Below are 18,792 nucleotides of genomic sequence, written 5' to 3'. Positions count from 1 at the left end.
AATATCCCGTTAAATCATTTCTTTTATTTTCAACGTCGCGTGAAAATGGTCGTTTTGAGGCAGGCTAATACTCCACGGCTTCTCCTGCATGGAATACATCCGGGTACTGAATGCCGTTTTATTGTTTATATAAAAGACAGCAATTGAGTTTTGAATGAGAACGCGTAACTCAATTTTTTCCCCGATCGGAACATCTACCCAGGATTCCGCGTTAGCCTGATGAATCGACGCGAGCGGCGCGTTGAAAAAATAGACTTTTCCTTTGCTCTTATTGAATACAACGTTCAGCATCGCATCACTGACTCTGTCGTCGGTCAGACCAAAGCTCATCACCATTCCGGCAGAAGGAACATCGATGGTTGCGCTCAACTCACCGCGTTCAGGCAAGGCCGGGTACAGCGCCGACTGTAAGGGGCCGAACGACGTGGCCGTTTTAAGCGTTTTAGTGCTCGTTAAGGTGGTCACCGGACCAGGATTCTCACTGATGACCTTCTGAAGCTCCTGGGGCAGGATGCTGTTGAGTTGGCCCTGATCATCTGCGGTGAGCTCATGAGCTACCAGATTCCCTGCCCAGTCAATGTTGCCGCTGTCACGGTTACCGGCTTTCGTCGGGATCCAGCCGAAAACAAACAGCCGATCGTTTTTGAGTACCAGTTTACCCGCGTAAAAACCCGAGCCGTCGACCACATAATTGCCCAGTTTCCGCCACGGCCCCTCAGGATTATCCGCAACCCGGTATTGTGTCAGGCGTAACGGCCATTGGTCGCTAAAGCTGAGATACCAGCGTCCGTTGAAGTAAACCAGTGTCGGGCATTCGAGGTTGGCATTGCTGGTGATGGTGTCGTTATCAAAAAATACGCCGCGATCTTCCCAGTGCGTTAAATCCGTTGAACTGTACCGGGCAATAACCCCACGACCGTTACTGCGCGTAGTAATTAACATCCAGTATTCTTTCTTTTCCTCAATCCAAACGACGTGAGGGTCCCGGAAATCATTACCCCGATAGTTACCGCCGGGTAAAATGGTGTCCTGCGGGTGTTTCACCCAGTGAAGGCGGTCCTTGCTGGTCGCGTGCATAATAGACTCAACCGGGAACACATTTTCATTGTGCGCGGTGTACCAGGCATGCCAGGTATCGCCGACTTTAATAATCGAACCGGTTCCCAATAACAGTTCAGGATCGTCAACGTCGTTAACGTAGGGGATCACTTCGGAATGGTTCTGATAATCATACAAGTTGGCACTCGACAAGAGATGAAAAGCATGTACCCCCAGATCGCTGCCGCCGCGGACATCATTAAGATAATAAATATCAAATTTGCCATCGTTAAACACGGGCATAGGGTCGCCCACAAATGAACCGTCAACCCGCGGGAAAAAGCCATTAATATGGGTGATACTTTTATTCTGTAATGTTTCTTTCGAAGGCTGCGCCCAGGCAGGATTATTGCCGAGTGAAAGCGCAAGCAGCGCGACAGATGCCGCAACTATTAATTTTTTCATGCTACACCTGAATGTCAGAAGTTATAATTCACGCCAACCACGGTAAACGGGTTCCATGAGTGACCGGTCGATGTCCAAAGCCCGGTTTCTTTCGTAAATTGTGCTTTGAATTCACCGTATAATCGCACTTCACCAAATACCGGATAACTCAGCGTGCCACCGATAAACTTATACCGACCGTCATAGAAAACTTCGCTGGCATTGCTGGCGTTATCTATTTTGTCCTGGCCAAATCCAACATACAGGGAGGTTAATAATGGATACCAGTTTCGCCAGAGTCCGGCCGTGACTTTCCATTCTTCTTCGACAATATCGCCCCAGCTCTGACGCTCCTGGCGGTTATGATAATAATAGGGTCGCAAATAGAGTCCGAGATCCGGATTCACGCGGTATTGAATGGCTGGCTCAATTTCGAAAATGTACTGCTCCAGATCGCCATTCCCCGGTTCGTTCCCCTGAGGCTGATATTCGCCATACGCGTATCCGGCCAGGCTCCATTTGTTGGACAGTCGCAGGTCCTGCCAGATCTTAAACCGGTTTTTCCAGCGTTTCGTTGCCGTTTCGGACCCGACCATAACTTCCGTACCGATATTCCCTCGCCAGGTTTCGAAAATATGGCCCACAAAAAATTCATTGATGGTATTGGTGCCTTGATAGTCCTGATTACTGAACTGTCCTTTATAACTGTCTTCTCTGGCATTCCAGAAACCGAAATACCAGTTAGGCAATTCATCGTGCCTTAAAAAGGCCTGAATGGTGGCGAGTTTAAACTTGCCGCTGTTTTTCTTATTATTGCTCCAGCGAACATCGTCAATTTCTATCTGAGACCCGATGTTTCCGTGCAGGCCACCCACTTCCATGTTACGACCGATACTGTTCCAGTGAACCGGCGGATCTTCCTGCCTTAAACGCAACAGACTGACGTCTTCGGGGTTATCCCCTTTAGGACGCTTTTTCACTTCCGCTTTTTTATTCTCCGTTTGCGCCGATAACGTCACGGGCTTTGACGAGGTCGTGAGTTCAGGTTTTTGACCTGCAGCAACCGGAGAAGACGAAGCACGAAGGGACGATTGTTCATTGCCGTTATTGGCTGATGATACACTCGTACCGTTGGTGTCTGATTCATCCTGAAAATAGCTTTGATAGTTTCCTGTAACGTCTTCAGCAATGGCAGGAAATGCCGCTAATGTCACCATTAATGCCAGCGTCTGTTTTCCTGGAACAAATATGTTTTTATCTTTCGAGACAATGCAATTTTGAGGTATTACGCTTTCATCCATTTTGCTCTCTCATTATTCCAGACAATAACATGCCAGCCAGAGACTGGCAGAAATAAAAACTCACCCTGCAAGAAACAGGTCGGAACGGAGAATTATTTATCTAAAGACCAGTATCCCGCATCGTATAATGAGGCCTTCCCCTGATTTGCAAACAATGAAATATCGCGCTTGCCCGGCTGCGGATAAATACGACTGCTTAAGCAAGCGTCACCATCGTTAACAAAAACTTCCACCGATGAGCGGTCAATAAAAATTCGCAGTGACAGAACGCTGTCTGCTGGTAGCGGAATACTGCGCGTGCCTTCCAGCGAATATTCCGGATAGCGGCGCTCCACCACCAGACGCCCGGCCTGATCATCGACGTAAATTCTCAGCCCGTCGCCCAACGCGATACCAAACTGTTCAGCCGTCGATGCGCTCAAATCCCATGCCAGCTGAACTTCGACCGCGTCGGCATCTGCCGCGACAAGGACGTTCTGATTGTTCAGGCAGCGGACGGGCGTGGGATAATAGCTGCCACGCAGCGCGGTCACTTCGGCAGCCGGTTTCATTCTCACCCGGCCATCGACAAGGCTTAATTCGCGTGGAAGCGAGAGCATTCCGGCCCAGCCATCCTGCTGTTCGGGCATCGGTGATTCCCACATATCCAGCCACCCGATGACAATGCGTCGGCCATCCGGGGTCACGAAACTCTGCGGGGCATAAAAGTCGTGACCGTGGTCCAGCTCAGTAAATTGTCCGCTGTGGGTGAACGGTTGACCTGGCTGCCAGTCCCCAAGTAAATAGCCACTCTGGAACAGGTTGCGATAGTGATACCCTTCCGCCGCCATGCCCTGCGGCGAGAACATCAGGACACGCTTCTCTCCCAGGGTGAAGAAATCCGGGCATTCCCACATAAAGCCCTTGCCTGCATCAGCCTCGGCGAAAATACCCTCGTCATGCCATTCGCGGAGATCGGTGGAACGGTACAGGCGCACCTGGCCGGTATTTTCCACGCGGGAGCCGACAACCATGTACCAGAACTCACCTTCGCGCCACACCTTCGGATCGCGAAAGTGATGCAGTCCGGGCGGTGTATCAATCACCCTGCCGTGCCGTTCAAAATGGATGCCGTCACGACTGGTCGCCAGACACTGCACCTGGTAGAGGTTGTCGTCTGTGTCCGACGGGCCGTGAAATTTATGTCCGGTGTAGATGAGCGCCAGCGTATCGCCGTCCACCACGGCGGAGCCGGAGAAACAGCCGTCTTTGTCCGCCGGGCCTTCCGGCGCTAGCGCGACGGGCAAATGTTCCCAATGCACCAGATCTTTGCTTCGGGCGTGCCCCCAGTGCATCGGACCCCATTTCGGGGAATAGGGATGGTGTTGATAAAAGGCGTGATACCAGCCGTCAAACCATACCAGGCCATTAGGATCGTTCATCCAGCCTGCGCGAGGCGCGAGGTGATAGCGCGGATACCAGCGCGGATTAATCCCGGATTGTGCTTTTTCAAGCACCTGTTCAGCCTGTTCTAATAAGGATGTCATCGTCTTTACTCTCAGTACATTACACAGCGTTTTGCTGCAGAAAAGATGGCTCAGATGAGGATTTAGTTGAGCGCAAAAGGAAAATGGAAATAAACGTGGTGCTGAATACCATGATGCCCATGATCAGATAGGATTGGGCGAAGCCAAATTTCTCATAGCTAAAGCCTGCCAGCGGGGACAAGACGGTGCCAATGACGGAGCTGGTGCAGGCAAATCCCACCAGATAAATGGTGGAGGAGAGACGTTTGTCGAAATTCAGGCTGTTGTATTTAAATATGGCGACTAACAATATTGGCAGTTCGACCGCGTGAAGCAGTTTGGTAATGGAGATAAGCAAGGGGCCTTCCACCAGCCCGGAAGCAATCATGCGCAGCGCCATCACCATACCTGCGAATATCAGGCCATTTTTAGCGCCAATGCGATTAACCAGCCACGGCGCACAAAACATACCCGCGGCCTCGAGAAAGACCTGGAAAGAGTTTAAATAGCCAAACATCTCGTTCCCTTCTCGTAATGTCGGGAACTGTGACGAGAAATAGACCGGGAATTGCTGATCGTATACGCCGTAAATGCAGGTTCCGACCACGAAGAATATCAGCGCCCAGAAGCGCGGCAGAGTCAGCAGACGCAGGGCGTCTTCCAGAGAAACTTTTTTAGCGCCAATTTCGAGTTTCTCCATGCTTGCCGGCGCGGCCACCTTTAAGCGGGCCAGCAGACAGAAGAAGATTAACCCTGAGCATGAAGCCACCAGGAAGTTAAGGTCAGGGTTGATATTAAACAGTAACCCGGCAAAAAACGTGGCGACCGCCCAGCCCAGAGACCCCCACATGCGTGCCCGCCCAAACTCAAAGGTACTCTGGCGCGCAACGCGCTCGGTATAGGACTCCAGAACGCCGATACCGCCATTAAACGTCAGCCCGATAAATAAGCCCCCGAATACGCTGCCCAGCAGAATATTAACGCTCAGCAGGTAGCTAAAAAGCAGATAAGCCGGGCCGGAGAGGATCAACAACGCGGTGATAAACCATAACAAATGTTTGCGCAGACCGAGTCGGTCCTGGATAAAGCCATAACAGACCTGCGCGAAGAGCGCGGAGACAGATAACACGGAAAAAATAATGCCGGTTTCCGATGCCTTTAGCCCCACTTCCTGGTGAAGCCAGATTGAGAGAAGTGAACTTGATGAGGACCAGGTCACAAAGAAAAAGAACAGCAGAGCGCTGAGCAGCATGTAACTTCGAGTAGGCCGTTTTTTCATCTACGTAATCTCGCAAGAAGGATATGCTAAGATGGTAACGTTAACATTTCAGGCATACACTTGGTTTTGATGTGATACTCGATGTTAATCACAAAAGTTAACGTTAACATTAATGTGTTGAGATCGCGCTCAAACTTTTAAGCGTGACTTGCGTAACCCTGGGTGTCGGTGCCTAGAATAGGACATTCGCATTGGCTCACAACACCTTACCGGGTCGAATGCATTCAGATAATGGAAAGCTATGGCGTCTTTAAAAGATGTGGCCAAACTGGCCAATGTATCGCTCATGACGGTTTCACGGGTGCTCAATGACCCGAAACGCGTAAAGCCTGAAACCCTGTCCCGGGTGCAGGAGGCGATCCTGCAGTTAAATTACGTGCCTGACCTCTCAGCCCGGCAGGTTCGTCGTGTCGGCTCCCGGAACAAAACCATCGGCGTGCTGGCGCTGGATACCGTCACCACCCCTTTTTCGGTAGAAATCACGCTGTCTATCGAAGAAACCGCACGGGCGTATGGCTGGAACAGCTTCGTGGTGAATATGTTTACCGATGATAACCCTGACGATATTGTCGACCTGCTGCTCGCCCACCGGCCCGGGGGGATCATTTTCACCACCATGGGGCTGCGTGAAGTGAGCATCCCTCCCCGGCTACTGGAGCACCCTTGCGTTCTGGCCAACTGCGAGAACACAGGAGAACCGGTTGCCAGCTATATACCTGACGATGAGCAAGGCCAGTATACGGCCGTACAGGCCTTGCTGGCGGCGGGATACAGCCGCCCTCTCTGCCTGCATTTACCTGTCAACCATCTGGCGACGCGTCGCCGCCGTCAGGGGCTTGATCGCGCCTGCCGTGAAGCCGGTATCGATCCTGATACGCTTGAACACTGCTATATGCAATTTGGCGATGAGCACTACCGGGATATTCCGGAGATGCTGCTGGCGCATATCGTTCAGGGGAAACCGCAATTTGATTCGGTCATCTGTGGTAACGACCGTATTGCCTTCATGGTGTATCAGACGCTGTTAACGCAGGGGATCCGAATCCCACAGGATATTGCCGTTCTTGGCTACGATAATCTTGTCGGCATCGGAAATTTGTTTTTACCCCCGCTATCCACGGTCCAGCTGCCGCATTATGAGATTGGGCGCTTAAGTACCCTGCACATTATCAATGGCGACACCCACCGGGATAAGGTGCTGGTCGAGAGCCCCTGGCTCAGGCGCGAATCCTGTTGAGCAAGGGAGGCCGCATACCGACGACCTTTTGACAGTCACCTGGGGACATTATGCAAAACGAATTTTACTGGATAAACGAACCGGCCAAATGGCATAGCGAGAACAACACGTTATCGGTCGTGACCGACGACCACACCGATTTCTGGCGCCATACGTGGTACGGATTCGAGCGTTTCTCGGGCCACATCTACGCGACTGACGCGGCAGGTGATTTCACGTTTCAGACAAACATCCGCGCTGATTTCAGCACGCTCTATGACCAGGCGGGAATCATGCTGATGTCGGACGAGCAACACTGGCTCAAGGCCGGAATTGAATACAATGATGGCGCGCCGGCCATTGGCAGCGTACTGACGTTACAGGCCTCCGACTGGGCAACCGGTATCTTCCCGGGTAACCCCCGGGAGTTCTGGCTTCGCCTGACCCGCAAGGGAGACGCGTTGCGGTTACAGTACTCAGCAGACGGGCTGTCGTGGCCTTTGCTGCGTTTATGCCATTTTCCGTCGGGGCCAGTGAAAGTCGGTGTCATGTGCTGCACGCCTGAACGCAGCGGCTTAGCCGTCGAGTTTAGTGATTTCAGTCTCGCTCCGGCCATGGATAAAGCGCTGCACGATCTCAGCTGATTTACATCGCGCCATCCGGTTCTACGATCCGTTGATGGCGCTGCCTGAGCTTCCACCTGGATCACACTTTTCCCACCCGACCATTCCCTTAAAATAAACAGGTGATATTATTCACCCCGTAAATACCTCTCAACTCAAGCCGAGGCTTTGATGCTGGAGAATGTCATCATCCGATAATCAGCTCCCCGACCTTTCAGGCCGGACTGATTATCAATGCGCCGAAATCGAATGCGGACACCGCGGTGTGTTTGCACGTTTTGCACATGATGATTAAACAGGTTTTCCAGTATGAATTTATCCCGTCAGGAACAACGTACCTTACACGTTCTCGCCAAAGGTGGACGTATTGCGCACGTCCGCGATAGCTCAGGCCGCGTCACCGCCGTTGAATGCTACAGCCGCGAAGGGCTGTTGCTCGCCGACTGCACGCTCGCCGTCTTCAAAAAACTCAAAACCAAAAAGCTGATCAAGTCCGTCAACGGTCAGCCCTACCGCATTAACACGACCGGGCTGAACAGCGTTCGTGCCCAGCCAGATAATCGTTAAGGAGAGGATGATGGATATCCCACGTATTTTTACCGTCAGCGAAAGCGAACACCGCATTCATAACCCGTTCACCCCGGAAAAGTACGCCACGCTGGGCCGCGTGTTACGCATGAAGCCAGGCACGCGCATTCTCGATCTCGGCAGCGGTTCGGGTGAAATGCTCTGCACCTGGGCGCGCGATCATGGCATTACCGGCACCGGCATCGACATGAGCCGACTTTTCACCGAACAGGCAACGCGCCGTGCTGACGAACTCGGCGTCAGCGATCACGTGCGTTTTATTCATGACGACGCGGCCGGATACGTTGCAGATGAAAAATGTGATGTGGCGGCCTGCGTGGGCGCCACCTGGATTGCCGGCGGCGTCGCCGGAACAATGGCGCTGCTGGCAAAAAGCCTCCGGCCTGGCGGGATGATACTCATCGGTGAACCCTACTGGCGTCAGGTTCCTGCGAGCGATGAGATAGCCCAAGCCTGCGGCGTCTCGTCCATCGCTGACTTTCTCACCCTGCCCGACCTGGTCGCCTCGTTCGACGCACAGGGCTATGACCTGGTGGAAATGGTTCTGGCAGACCAGGAAGGCTGGGACAGATACGAAGCGGCGAAATGGATGACCCTGCGTCGCTGGCTGGCGGAAAACTCTGACGATGACTTTGCACAAGAAGTTCGCGCGGAGCTGACAATTGCGCCCAAACGCCACGTCACCTACACACGAGAGTACTTTGGCTGGGGGGTGTTTGCGTTGATTGCCCGATAGCATGAAACAGGCGGTATAGCCTTAACGACTATACCGCCTTCACGCATCAGGTATTAAGGCGGCTCAGGATAATATGAACGCGGATTCCGTCACGTTCACCCGCGTTTAATCACCGGGATATCGCCCGTATCATTTAACGCCCCCGGAAATGTTTTTAACCACTGAGCGACTTTTTGTTTATTGATATTCGCCACACTCATCCCTTCCAGGCATCCCCACAATTCTCTTGTATGCTGCGGCGTGATCACAATACAGTCTTTCATCACCCGGATTTTAACCGGCATACCGCTGATAAACCCTGCCCGGGTTAACCAGTCTCCCCCCAGCGGAAGATATTTATTATCTATCCGGGCATAGAGTTCACAGCAGGCGGAACTTGCTTCCGGCGTTTCTGCGCGGGGGTGAACAGGCGCGGCACTGGTCTGGTTGCCGTGAAGACGGCGGGTGCTGTTTTTGCGTACCAGCTCGCGGTTTTCAATCATGCCGGTGAAAGCATCTGATTCTGTTTTGCAAACCGTAAACTCTGGCATAAAATTCGGCGCAGCCATTTTCAACTCCTTTTCAGTTGCTTGTGGTTAGCGGTATGGGGGTGTTGCAGCACCTTCATATCGCGTCTCGTTGTAAATAATTCCTGTGAAACTCACTCTGCCGTTCGGCGTTATTTCTGATGCGTATTATACTAGGCTGAATATAAATACAGCGGTTTGGCGTGGGGTAAATTTGGAATTTGCGAGGGGGATTCAGGAAACATCAAAAAAACCACAAGACACATTTACGCATCAATCAGCATTGGAATCAACGCTGTCTAATTATACTTACCATATTATTCTAAAAAATTGACAACATAAAAACCACATCAATGGTTACCCTTGTAATTTACATAAACTTAACCCCCCTCTAAAAACCAATACATGCATTTGTTTAGTAAGAAAACCCACGTCTGAGTGTAATTAAGAAAATCAACATCACCGACCAATTAATAATATTAGCATAAGTGATATTGTAAACTATAAATCAAATAATTGAATTGCAGCAATTTTCTTTGCTGCAATACTTCACTATGTTATTCATCTAGAATGCGAGCGACATGCCGGAATTTTTTACAATAATCCTTTTATCGTTAATCTCCAATAAAGACGTACTACCTATCCCGGTAAAAAGAGCATCACATTTAAAGTGAGTTTGATTTTTATTTCCTGTTAGATACCTAGCCATTTCCAAGTCGCTACCTTCAAGAGTAACCGTAACATCATATTTCCGAAAACCAATATAGCTCATACTTGTATCGTTGAGAATAGGTGGCATACCAGACAGAGTAAAAAATATAAAAATTGAGAATACGACAAGAGAAATTAGATGATTTTTTTTATGGCCTCGTTTGATCCTTCGGTCTGTATAAGCATGAGGAACTAATGATATACAGATTGACATTATCATTATGGACAGGGTAACTAATAATGTGTCAATCTTTCCAGAATTAATCCCAGAAAAAATAACCAACCCGCCAGTTAAAGCAATAAAATAATGGTAAGGCATATAACTATAAATTTTCATCCTCTCTGCAATTAAATTTATGCCTTTGAATTGGCGAAGCAACCTCTTATCCTTTATTTTCCGCATCTGAAGAACGAAAATTATAAACTTCATTGCAAAATTAGAAATTACAACTGAAATGGAATACCAGCAAAGCAAGAAAAATAACAAAAACAGTGAAAAGGACATAATAACCATGAAAAAGAAAATCACATCTGAAAGTGATAAACCTGTAGGAAAAAAACCAATTCGCACACAATAATACACGAAAACAGCCACACCTGAAGAAAATAAACCATAATATATACGCTTTAGAACTTCTAACTTCAAAAAACGATTTAATAATTCCACATTATATCCCCAGTAATAATCGCACAAAAATGATATCCCTAAGATGGATAGTCAGTCTATTAATTTTAAAAGATCTACTGGGATAAATTACAGATCTTCCTCTTCAAATTTAAGGGCCATGACGGAGGTACTAAAAATGAGTGGGAAAAGCGTTCTCCGTCGACGTATTGTGGTTGATAGTGACACATTGGTGGGTTGAACAAGTGCGAATTTTCGAGCATCATCGCAATTATTTACCTTCTTCCGTAACGCGATGGCTTCCAGCAAAACACTCGAACAGGCAATTGCCAACATCACCATCTGGCGCAAGGGCGAACAACGTGCGCCACATAAGCCTTTATTGCTTCTGTACGTGCTGGCGAACTATCAGCAGGGGCATGCACGTCTGTTTGACTACGGTACCGAGGTACATGCTCAACTGCTAAGCCTGTTAGAACGCTTTGGTCCAGACAGGAAAGAACATTACCCGAACATGCCCTTCTGGCGGCTCAAAGGGGATGGATTCTGGGATCTTGAGAACAGTGAACTCTGTTCCACCACTGGCAGCAAACAGCCACCGGTAAAAGAGCTGGTTGAACATAAGGTCGCTGGCGGTTTTGATGAAGAACACTATGCGCTACTGAGAAAGAACAAGAAGCTGATCGGCTCGCTGGCACAGAAGATCCTTGAGGCGCATTTCCCGGAAAGCATCCAGGAAGAGATCGCAGATGAGATGGGTTTTGATATTCAACAGATCCGTAAGGTTCGCGATCCGTTGTTTCGCCAGCAGGTGCTTCGCGCCTATAACTATGAATGTGCAATCTGCGGATTCAACATGCGACATGATAACACCTCCGTTGCGCTTGAAGCCGCGCATATCAAATGGAAACAGTTTGGCGGGCCGTGTGAAATCCCGAACGGGCTGGCGCTGTGTGCAATTCATCATAAAGCGTTTGATAAGGGATCGATTGGGCTGGATGACAGTTTGCGGGTTCTGGTCTCTGAGGCGGTAAATGGCAACGGGAATGGGATTGTAGGAAGACTGTTCTGGGATTTCGCCGGGAAGCAGATAGCACTGCCGATGGTGAAAGGGAATTATCCAGGGGAGGGGTTTGTGGAATGGCATCGGAGGGAGGTGTATAGGGGGGAGTGCGAAGGCCGGACTCGCCTTTTAGTTTAATTTATTGAAAACTAATGGGTTATGAGATTTTATTTTGAGGATTTGCCCCCAAAATGGGACTTAAAATTGAATACTGCGTGGAAGATCACAAAGTTGCGTGATTATTTTCCAGATCCGAAACGCATTCCAGAGTAAGGCTTCTCACGGCATTGCGCCAGTCGAGATGATAAATCTCCTACATGTAGCTCCAGCTTGTGACCATACGGGTAAAGAAAGCCCTGTTAGCTACTGAAGCGTCAAACTATAAGCGGTAATAATTTAGGGCTCAATCTATGATGGCTAAGAAGGTTCACTCTCAGCCCTCCCATCTCTGGAAAGTCATCATTTGAAAACGACTATGTGAACCTCATTCTCTTAATAAGTTACCGAAGCCATTGAGGTAGCATTATCAAACCAAGCAGATAATTTTAGTTTTAATAAGGGAAAAAAGATGCTCATTAAGTTGCCTTGGAATACTTCCGCCAGAAATAAGCACCCCAGCTTCAATATTTTTTTCCATAGCATACCCAGTAAGGTTTGCACTAGTGATGAAGCACTCCCGAGCATCAGCAACAGCAACTTTTGCATGAACACATCCGCCATAATATTCATTATCTTTATTATTCCATACATAAAGTTTGGCTGAAGGGACCTGTATTCTCATCTTCTCAATGGTATCAAAATTTAAACTACCACCTTTCTCTTGTGATAATTCAAGTAAAATTGAGATCATAACTCCGCGTTCATTTGCAGCATTTAATGCTTTCACTATCGTTGAAACATCATAAGCGACGAAGCTGGTTATAAACAGAGTGCGCTCAGCGGTACTAATAACTTGAAGCAAAGCCTGTTCAGTACGACGTGCTGAAACAAATGGTGTTGTGGGGCCCGTCCACACTAACTCGGTAGATTGCTCTGAAGTGGCTTTTGAATAGACATGGCTGGCAGTAAGGAGCATTGCAGCCAACTCACTAGAACTGACAGACGTTTTTTGCCAGGCCATAGTGAGTTGTTTGACTATTGTTACAGCTATTGGAGTATTGACCACATTGTATAATGTGGCCATAGATTTATTATCATCAATATGGCTAATATTTTCAGCGATAGCTCTTATTTTTTCAGATGATATTAGAGAGCTCAGCGCTGTAATAGCGTCCAGAAGATCATCCATTTAATAAATCCTTGAAGAAAGCTGCTTCAGTATGCTCCAGTGTTGGTACAAGCAGGGCTCTATCTAAATAGCGATTCCCTTTCTCGCAAGAGGTTTCTGCAACTAAGCTACAGGCATGGCAAGCAGCTCCATGCAGCGAACGATCCTTCTCTGGATCATGCTCTGAACATAATGGGTCTGATGAGCAGATCCTTGAGCGATTTAATGCTTGTTCAAGTAAACGTCCAAGATTTTCTGGTTTGCCAAGATCAACCAGTCCCCCTAAAGTACCGTCTGAATCAGCGGCAGCGGTATAAATAAGGATACCCGCCTGAGGAGTACCATTGGTTGTATTTGCATAGATACGCTCACGAATACTCGCGGCATTATATCCACATTCCAGAGCCAATTCTCGAATCAGTAAATGGGAAAGTGTATGCAACATAGCATAGCGAATGCCGGGATAACCTTCTTCTGGATCCAAGTGACGAGCATTTCTCCAACCTGTATGCCCACCGCGAAGCATTTTGTCCGATTGTTTTACAGCGTCCAGAGATTCCCATGCCACAAGCGCTTGTTCATTGAACTGCAGGAATATCCCTTCACCATGGACCTGATTGGCGGGTACCCAATCAGGTTTGCTCCGTGACAGGCTGGCCATTTGCGGTCTTTCGTTGAGATCTTCAGATTCTTCAGGAGCCTCGACCCGGGTAAAACCAAGTAAAGCATTAACCTCACGTAATCGTTCTAAGAGTAAAACTCGCTCAATATATGGCGCAAACCGCGTAGGAGTACGGGTTTTTTTACTCATAAAATGAGGATAATCAGTGGGGGGAGTAGGTTCTATTAGTACATTCCATTCAGGATCTTTAATATCAGCCTCACCGACAAAATCCTCGCCATCTTGTGAGCGATGAGTTTCAATTGCAGACCATATTTCCTCTGCAGCATGCTTTTCAATACCTTGAGCTTCACCACGTTTGTTGAGGATTTTTAGTATCCCTTTAAGTTCAGAAAGATCTTCTACATCAGAAAAATCATCCCAGTAATCAATGATTATCTGATGTAATGGAGTAACATTTGATAATGGGATCGCTAGTGCTGATAGCGTTACAGGAAACCAGCTATTCGTAGCCCCAAGCAGTACTGCACGAGGTTCTTCGTCACATTCAGCATCAAAGTAGTCCAGATGAGGATGACGTCCTCTACATGCGGGAAGATTTTCTTTACCGGCCTTACCAAATGCATGCGCCATACTTCTTGATAATTCACAGGAATCGCATTTTACCCAAAGATTTTCTGTCTGCAATGAAGCGCCACTTTCAAAAAATCGCAGCGTTCCTTTGCATGGATTGTTACCACCATGAACAAAATAGTGCCACGGAAAATCATCAAGATGGCCATCACGGCAAGCCAAGAGAAAACGGGCTGGAACTGCATCAGCATCCCTTGCAGGTTGATCGCCCTTAGAACCCCGGCAGTCTTTATGAACAAAGCGAGTTCGTGCAGGCCTAAATCGATTTTCTTTTATTTCGAAAAGCCCGGCATCGTAAGGTGAAAGTAACCCACATTTAACGCATCGCAACCATCTAGGGAAAGGACGTACAGGTACCCCTATATTTGCTTCAGCAGACCACATATCTGTGACTTCGCTTTTTTGAAATGGTGGCATTCGCAAGCTTTCAACCTGATCACCTAATACCTTTCTAACGGCAGCTAGTAACCGGGTTTCCTGAATTGGCTGACAACGGTTCTTTTCCCACCTGTCGATCCCAAGTGTTACAACTGACAAGTTGGGCAAATCAATGAGGGCTCCAGGACCATATGTCCAAAGCAATTGGCTCGGGCGAACTTCACCAACGGGTGTTTTCTCATTAATGTTCATAATCAGTCCTCATCCTTAGTTGCGGGACGAGGCTTCCAATCGTGATCGTCCGCTATATGGTTGGTGTTCATTATAAGTCTCACACCTGGTTCAACTTCTCGCATTGACATAGGCACTGTCCAGTTGTCCCAAGGCTTCAGGCCTGGAGAGTCTAATAAGCTGACAGTCTTATCTTTTTCAGGCCCGCGCTTTTCATATGCAAGAATCCGTCCGCCCATTGACGCTTTTTTTGCCCATTCGTCGGCACGTTCTTTCAGTTCATTCTCTGCCAATTTTTTGCGAGAATTATCTTCTGCAACATTGCCAGCGCGATTCGCCAGTGCTTTAATCGCATTACTGATCTCGGCTTGATTAGACATATTCAACTTACCAGCCCCATCGTTAGGACTGAATTCGTCGTTTTCCAGACGAACAAGACTTAATAACGCACCTGTTAAACCACGGTCCATCGCTCGAGGAGAAAAAGGAGTAACAGATTGGGCCTCTACATGCTTGTAGAAGGTGGCATGGTAATGTTCGAATGTTTCGTAATGAGAAAGGTCTCTTGGACGAGCCCAAGTTAGTACGGTACAAACTAAACCAGGAAATGAACGCCCTACACGACTGGTAGCCTGGATATATTCGGCCGTTCCTTTAGGCTGACCATTTACTGCCATAAGACCAAGTCGGTTAACATCGACGCCGACAGACAACATATTAGTAGCAAGGACGATATCTATAGCCCGAGTATCCCCCTCCTGCCATTTAGTCACATACTTACCAGTAGTAGTATCAAATTCAGATTTAAACTTAACCTCTAAATTATCAAGATATTTAGGGATATCCTGACTGGATACTCGGGAAGTTAATTCACGAATATTACTTATACTACGTTGTGCCAATGCCGGTCTTTCCACCATGCTCATTCGCACCCGGTAAGAACGTGTTTGTACGTCATCCTCTGCAAGTCGCTTCATCCCGCCTAATTCGCGTAGCGAGTTGAAATAGCCAACCATTGTCATATAAGGGTCAGCAGGCTCACCAAAGTGGTTGAATAATTCCTGTGCTGCGGTCAGGAATGCAGTGTAAACACGGATCAGCATTGCTGGCCTTGAACTGCCAGGCGAGCATACCCCAAGATAACGACGTCCATACTTTTCTTTTATAGGTCGTTGTACTGAGAAAAAGTTATCCTCAACGTCTATCCCATGTGGTGGAAATACTGCCACTTGGCGCATAAAAACATTATTTACCTGTTCCTTAGCTTTACGGACTGTTGCAGTTGAAGCAATGATCTTTGGTCTGACCGACTTCCCGTCAAGATTCCAACTACATAATTCATCAACAGCAGTCTCATACAATCCAACCATAGTGCCCAAAGGTCCACTAATTAAGTGGAATTCATCCTGAATGATAAGGTCCGGTGGTCGTATTGGATTGATAACCTTAACTTTAGTTGAAGGTTGTCCTTTGGCTGCGGGATGATTTCCTGTGCAGCTAGCCCCCTGCCAGAGCAAACCATGTCGTTCACATTCCAATCCTACACGGCCGAAAAGCGTTCTCACCTGGCCACGCCATGCCATCATGGCAAACTTATCTACAGTAGCAATCATCATTGTGGGAGGGCGATGATAGATCTCTTCATCCACTACTAATACAGGCAATCCTGGATGGGCTTGTTTACTTGATTTTCCTTTGGAAAAGTCACAACGCCCCTTTTTATCACCGCAAAAAACAAACGTCCTTCCCCCCAATTTATCCTTTTTAACTTCAACATCCTGTCCGGGGATAATTGATGAACCACACCATGGACAACTAGTTAATTGTGCAGGAGAGGCCGTTCCCGCATGGTTTTTTCCCGGATTACGGGCATCTTCAATAGCTCGATGACTCTCTTCAGTCGAACCAGGCGTTACTTTGTTGCCAACCCAAAGACCAATAGTAAATGGTTCTAATCCGAGAGACACGTCGCCATTATTGAGTGCTTCTCGCCGCAAAACTTCCATAGCACAAATTAAGGCTGTCGCACGCTGGAATTGTTGTAATGTTAGCAGGCGCAATGTATATCGCATTATTACCGCCAAACCGCGCGAACTATCATACCCCCCCAAATTACCCTGCATGCGGCGTATGGCCATTGTAAAAGCCGCAACGCCTAAATAAGCTTCAGTTTTACCACCACCCGTGGGGAACCATAAAAGATCAGCATATGCATTTACAGGCTGCACACGATCGGAATGGTTTGGGTCTGCCAACGAAGGTATAGAGAGCAACAAGAATGCCAACTGAAAAGGACGCCAGCTACGATTCTTTTCAATATCAAATGATTCGATAGTCGTATCTTCACCACGGCGTTTAGCCAACGCGTATAAACTTCGTACTCGCTGCGTTGCCATTGCTTTGTTGGCGAAACGAAATGCTGCCAGCGCTTTTTCATTAAGCTTAAGTGTATCAATACCCTTTTGCAGGCGAGAATGGATCTCCTTACAACGATCCATTGCGATCTGAGATTGGGTTTCAAAACCTGTAATTTTAATACCTACACTGGCACGTTGTTCACTAATCCAATCCAGATAGTCCTTGGTTAGTACATTCAATGCATCGATCAGTGGTTCCACCTCCAAAGTGGCCAGTTTCTGCATGTCAAGTAAACCACTTTTGACCATTCCTTGCATCGCCGGACGATCTGATGGATCAAGGCCGGGGGTCTCTGTTCTCTGAACTTCATACTGTGGCATGACAGTTGTACGAATTTCAGTCGCAAGTTCAGTGTTATCTGCAGGTTCAGCATGTACTGCAACACCATGCCCGACTGCAAATTCAACATGGTTACGGTAAATCATTTCCAGCGCTTCGCGTTCAGGATCCATACCGTCACAATCCAAAACTGGCTTGCGCCTAAAAATAGATCTTTCGACTGCGTCCTTCACTGGGCGAGCAATGATTTCTGGTTGGAATACCCATGCTGCATCTCGGTTGGTTTCTGGCTCTTTCTGAGTATTTACAAGAAATATAGTGACCAGACGATCACCATTTTCATTCTTGGGGCGAATGGTGCCCTGTATTAGTACTTCAGGAGATGAACTATCTAAAGATTGAGGGGAAATAGCCCCCTCTACTAGTGATAATGTTATCTTCCCGCCACTAGGAAAACGCTGCCAAGCTTTGACTTTGGTCTGTTCTTCGACCCCAGTCTCCTTGTTCTTGCGGATTCGATAGATCTCATGGTCATTGCTACGCTCATAACGTCCCCAACGAACTTCTAGTTCTATTTGATCAATATCGCCATCGACACAAAAAGTCATTCCCAGACTACTTGGTACCAATGATTGGTTGCTGGCGGCATCAATTTCTTCCGGGACATCGGGTTCTCCTCGGCCAGACACTTTTGGAGAATGCACTTTTGTTGTCTGAGACTTAACTATTTGGTCACCAACATCATCATCAGCATTCTCTGGATCCACTGGAAACTCAGAGCTGCACTCGGCTGCTTCACGTGGAGCAAGCTTACCCACAAGATAGCGATCCCTTACGCCCATATCGACGATAAGCTCATTAGGGCCAGCTGCCGGCCCGAGTAAATCATCCATAACTGCTAATTGCAGTAATTCGCGAATGTAAGTTTGATCTTCGATCGTTGGTATTTCAGCAATGCTTGTATTTAGTGTATTTGGAAGCATTTCAATGAATTCTTTCCACTGAATTCTGCCAAAGCTTCCTTTTGCAGGCAGAGTAAGTGAAGTCATGCCAACGGGAATGAGTGGTTCAACCTGCAAAATTCGGTCGAAACATAAGGTGGTAGTTTCGAGATCAGAGCGAATGCGCAGAATACGTCCGATTCGCGTGATATGACCTGTAGTGTCAAAGACGACGACCCAATCGCTATCAGCAATACCGTGCTTGAGAGCTTGTTCACTTTTTAGCTGTACTGTATGAAGGGCCAAAGTAGGATTTTTAGATTGGCCACGATCAATAGCGAACCATGCATTAGGTGATACAGCTAGCTTATTGTTCTCTGTCATATAG

14 protein-coding genes and 1 pseudogene are annotated in these 18,792 nt (G+C 47.9%); 5 read left to right on the top strand and 10 right to left on the bottom strand.

Annotated features, from left to right (window positions below; translation table 11 throughout):
* Positions 1–9: 9 nt before the first annotated feature.
* The 4 genes from ACN9MQ_RS02550 to ACN9MQ_RS02535 all read right to left on the bottom strand — a co-directional run bounded on the left by ACN9MQ_RS02550 (position 10) and on the right by ACN9MQ_RS02535 (position 5,567).
* Positions 10–1,503, bottom strand: coding sequence for a glycoside hydrolase family 32 protein (locus ACN9MQ_RS02550; protein WP_047366562.1), 1,494 nt, complete (start codon positions 1,501–1,503; stop codon positions 10–12).
* Positions 1,504–1,517: 14 nt separating this feature from the next.
* Entirely contained in the window at positions 1,518–2,783 is a 1,266-nt protein-coding gene (locus ACN9MQ_RS02545) for an OmpG porin family protein (RefSeq protein ID WP_032679549.1), read from the bottom strand.
* A 92-nt stretch (positions 2,784–2,875) separates the two neighbouring features.
* Entirely contained in the window at positions 2,876–4,309 is a 1,434-nt protein-coding gene (locus ACN9MQ_RS02540; protein ID WP_426021240.1) for a glycoside hydrolase family 32 protein, read from the bottom strand.
* A gap of 19 nt (positions 4,310–4,328) precedes the next feature.
* Positions 4,329–5,567: an MFS transporter gene (locus ACN9MQ_RS02535; RefSeq protein WP_426021241.1), complete on the bottom strand. Its 1,239-nt coding sequence runs from the start codon at positions 5,565–5,567 to the stop codon at positions 4,329–4,331.
* A gap of 241 nt (positions 5,568–5,808) precedes the next feature.
* On the opposite strand from ACN9MQ_RS02535, the gene ACN9MQ_RS02530 reads away from it, so the two are divergent.
* From ACN9MQ_RS02530 to ACN9MQ_RS02515, 4 genes are all read left to right on the top strand, one after another.
* Complete coding sequence (locus ACN9MQ_RS02530; RefSeq protein ID WP_044859407.1) at positions 5,809–6,804, top strand: LacI family DNA-binding transcriptional regulator; 996 nt, start codon at positions 5,809–5,811, stop codon at positions 6,802–6,804.
* A gap of 50 nt (positions 6,805–6,854) precedes the next feature.
* Complete coding sequence (locus ACN9MQ_RS02525; RefSeq protein ID WP_020885350.1) at positions 6,855–7,427, top strand: DUF1349 domain-containing protein; 573 nt, start codon at positions 6,855–6,857, stop codon at positions 7,425–7,427.
* 288 nt (positions 7,428–7,715) lie between these two features.
* Positions 7,716–7,973, top strand: coding sequence for a YjhX family toxin (locus tag ACN9MQ_RS02520; RefSeq protein ID WP_014168433.1), 258 nt, complete (start codon positions 7,716–7,718; stop codon positions 7,971–7,973).
* Positions 7,974–7,983: 10 nt separating this feature from the next.
* A complete protein-coding gene (locus ACN9MQ_RS02515; protein ID WP_020885351.1) occupies positions 7,984–8,730 on the top strand; it encodes an SAM-dependent methyltransferase in 747 nt (248 codons plus the stop codon).
* 95 nt (positions 8,731–8,825) lie between these two features.
* On the opposite strand, the gene ACN9MQ_RS02510 is transcribed toward ACN9MQ_RS02515, so the two are convergent.
* Positions 8,826–9,278 (bottom strand): SymE family type I addiction module toxin, encoded by a 453-nt coding sequence (locus ACN9MQ_RS02510; protein ID WP_020885352.1) that lies wholly within the window; start codon positions 9,276–9,278, stop codon positions 8,826–8,828.
* 523 nt (positions 9,279–9,801) lie between these two features.
* Entirely contained in the window at positions 9,802–10,614 is an 813-nt protein-coding gene (locus tag ACN9MQ_RS02505) for a hypothetical protein (protein WP_426021243.1), read from the bottom strand.
* A 253-nt stretch (positions 10,615–10,867) separates the two neighbouring features.
* Between ACN9MQ_RS02505 and ACN9MQ_RS02500 the strand changes: the two genes are divergently transcribed.
* Positions 10,868–11,773 (top strand): phosphorothioated DNA-binding restriction endonuclease, encoded by a 906-nt coding sequence (locus tag ACN9MQ_RS02500; RefSeq protein ID WP_320189630.1) that lies wholly within the window; start codon positions 10,868–10,870, stop codon positions 11,771–11,773.
* A 101-nt stretch (positions 11,774–11,874) separates the two neighbouring features.
* Here the strand turns inward: ACN9MQ_RS02500 and ACN9MQ_RS02495 are convergent.
* The 4 genes and pseudogenes from ACN9MQ_RS02495 to drmA form a co-directional block, all read right to left on the bottom strand.
* Positions 11,875–11,988: pseudogene (locus ACN9MQ_RS02495) on the bottom strand (FosA family fosfomycin resistance glutathione transferase); the annotation flags it as partial.
* Positions 11,989–12,161: 173 nt separating this feature from the next.
* Positions 12,162–12,923: a DISARM system phospholipase D-like protein DrmC gene (gene drmC, locus ACN9MQ_RS02490; RefSeq protein WP_012737314.1), complete on the bottom strand. Its 762-nt coding sequence runs from the start codon at positions 12,921–12,923 to the stop codon at positions 12,162–12,164.
* Positions 12,916–14,787: a DrmB family protein gene (drmB, locus tag ACN9MQ_RS02485; RefSeq protein WP_426262676.1), complete on the bottom strand. Its 1,872-nt coding sequence runs from the start codon at positions 14,785–14,787 to the stop codon at positions 12,916–12,918. Before drmB ends, drmC begins: the two co-directional genes overlap by 8 nt.
* Before the next feature lie 2 nt (positions 14,788–14,789).
* Positions 14,790–18,788, bottom strand: coding sequence for a DISARM system helicase DrmA (drmA, locus tag ACN9MQ_RS02480; RefSeq protein ID WP_320189628.1), 3,999 nt, complete (start codon positions 18,786–18,788; stop codon positions 14,790–14,792).
* Positions 18,789–18,792: the final 4 nt, after the last annotated feature.

It is taken from the genome of Enterobacter sp. R-25, assembly GCF_049913205.1.
Taxonomy (GTDB): Bacteria; Pseudomonadota; Gammaproteobacteria; order Enterobacterales; family Enterobacteriaceae; genus Enterobacter; species Enterobacter ludwigii.
Note: the sequence above shows the minus strand (reverse complement) of the source record. Positions and strands in the feature narration are given on the sequence as shown.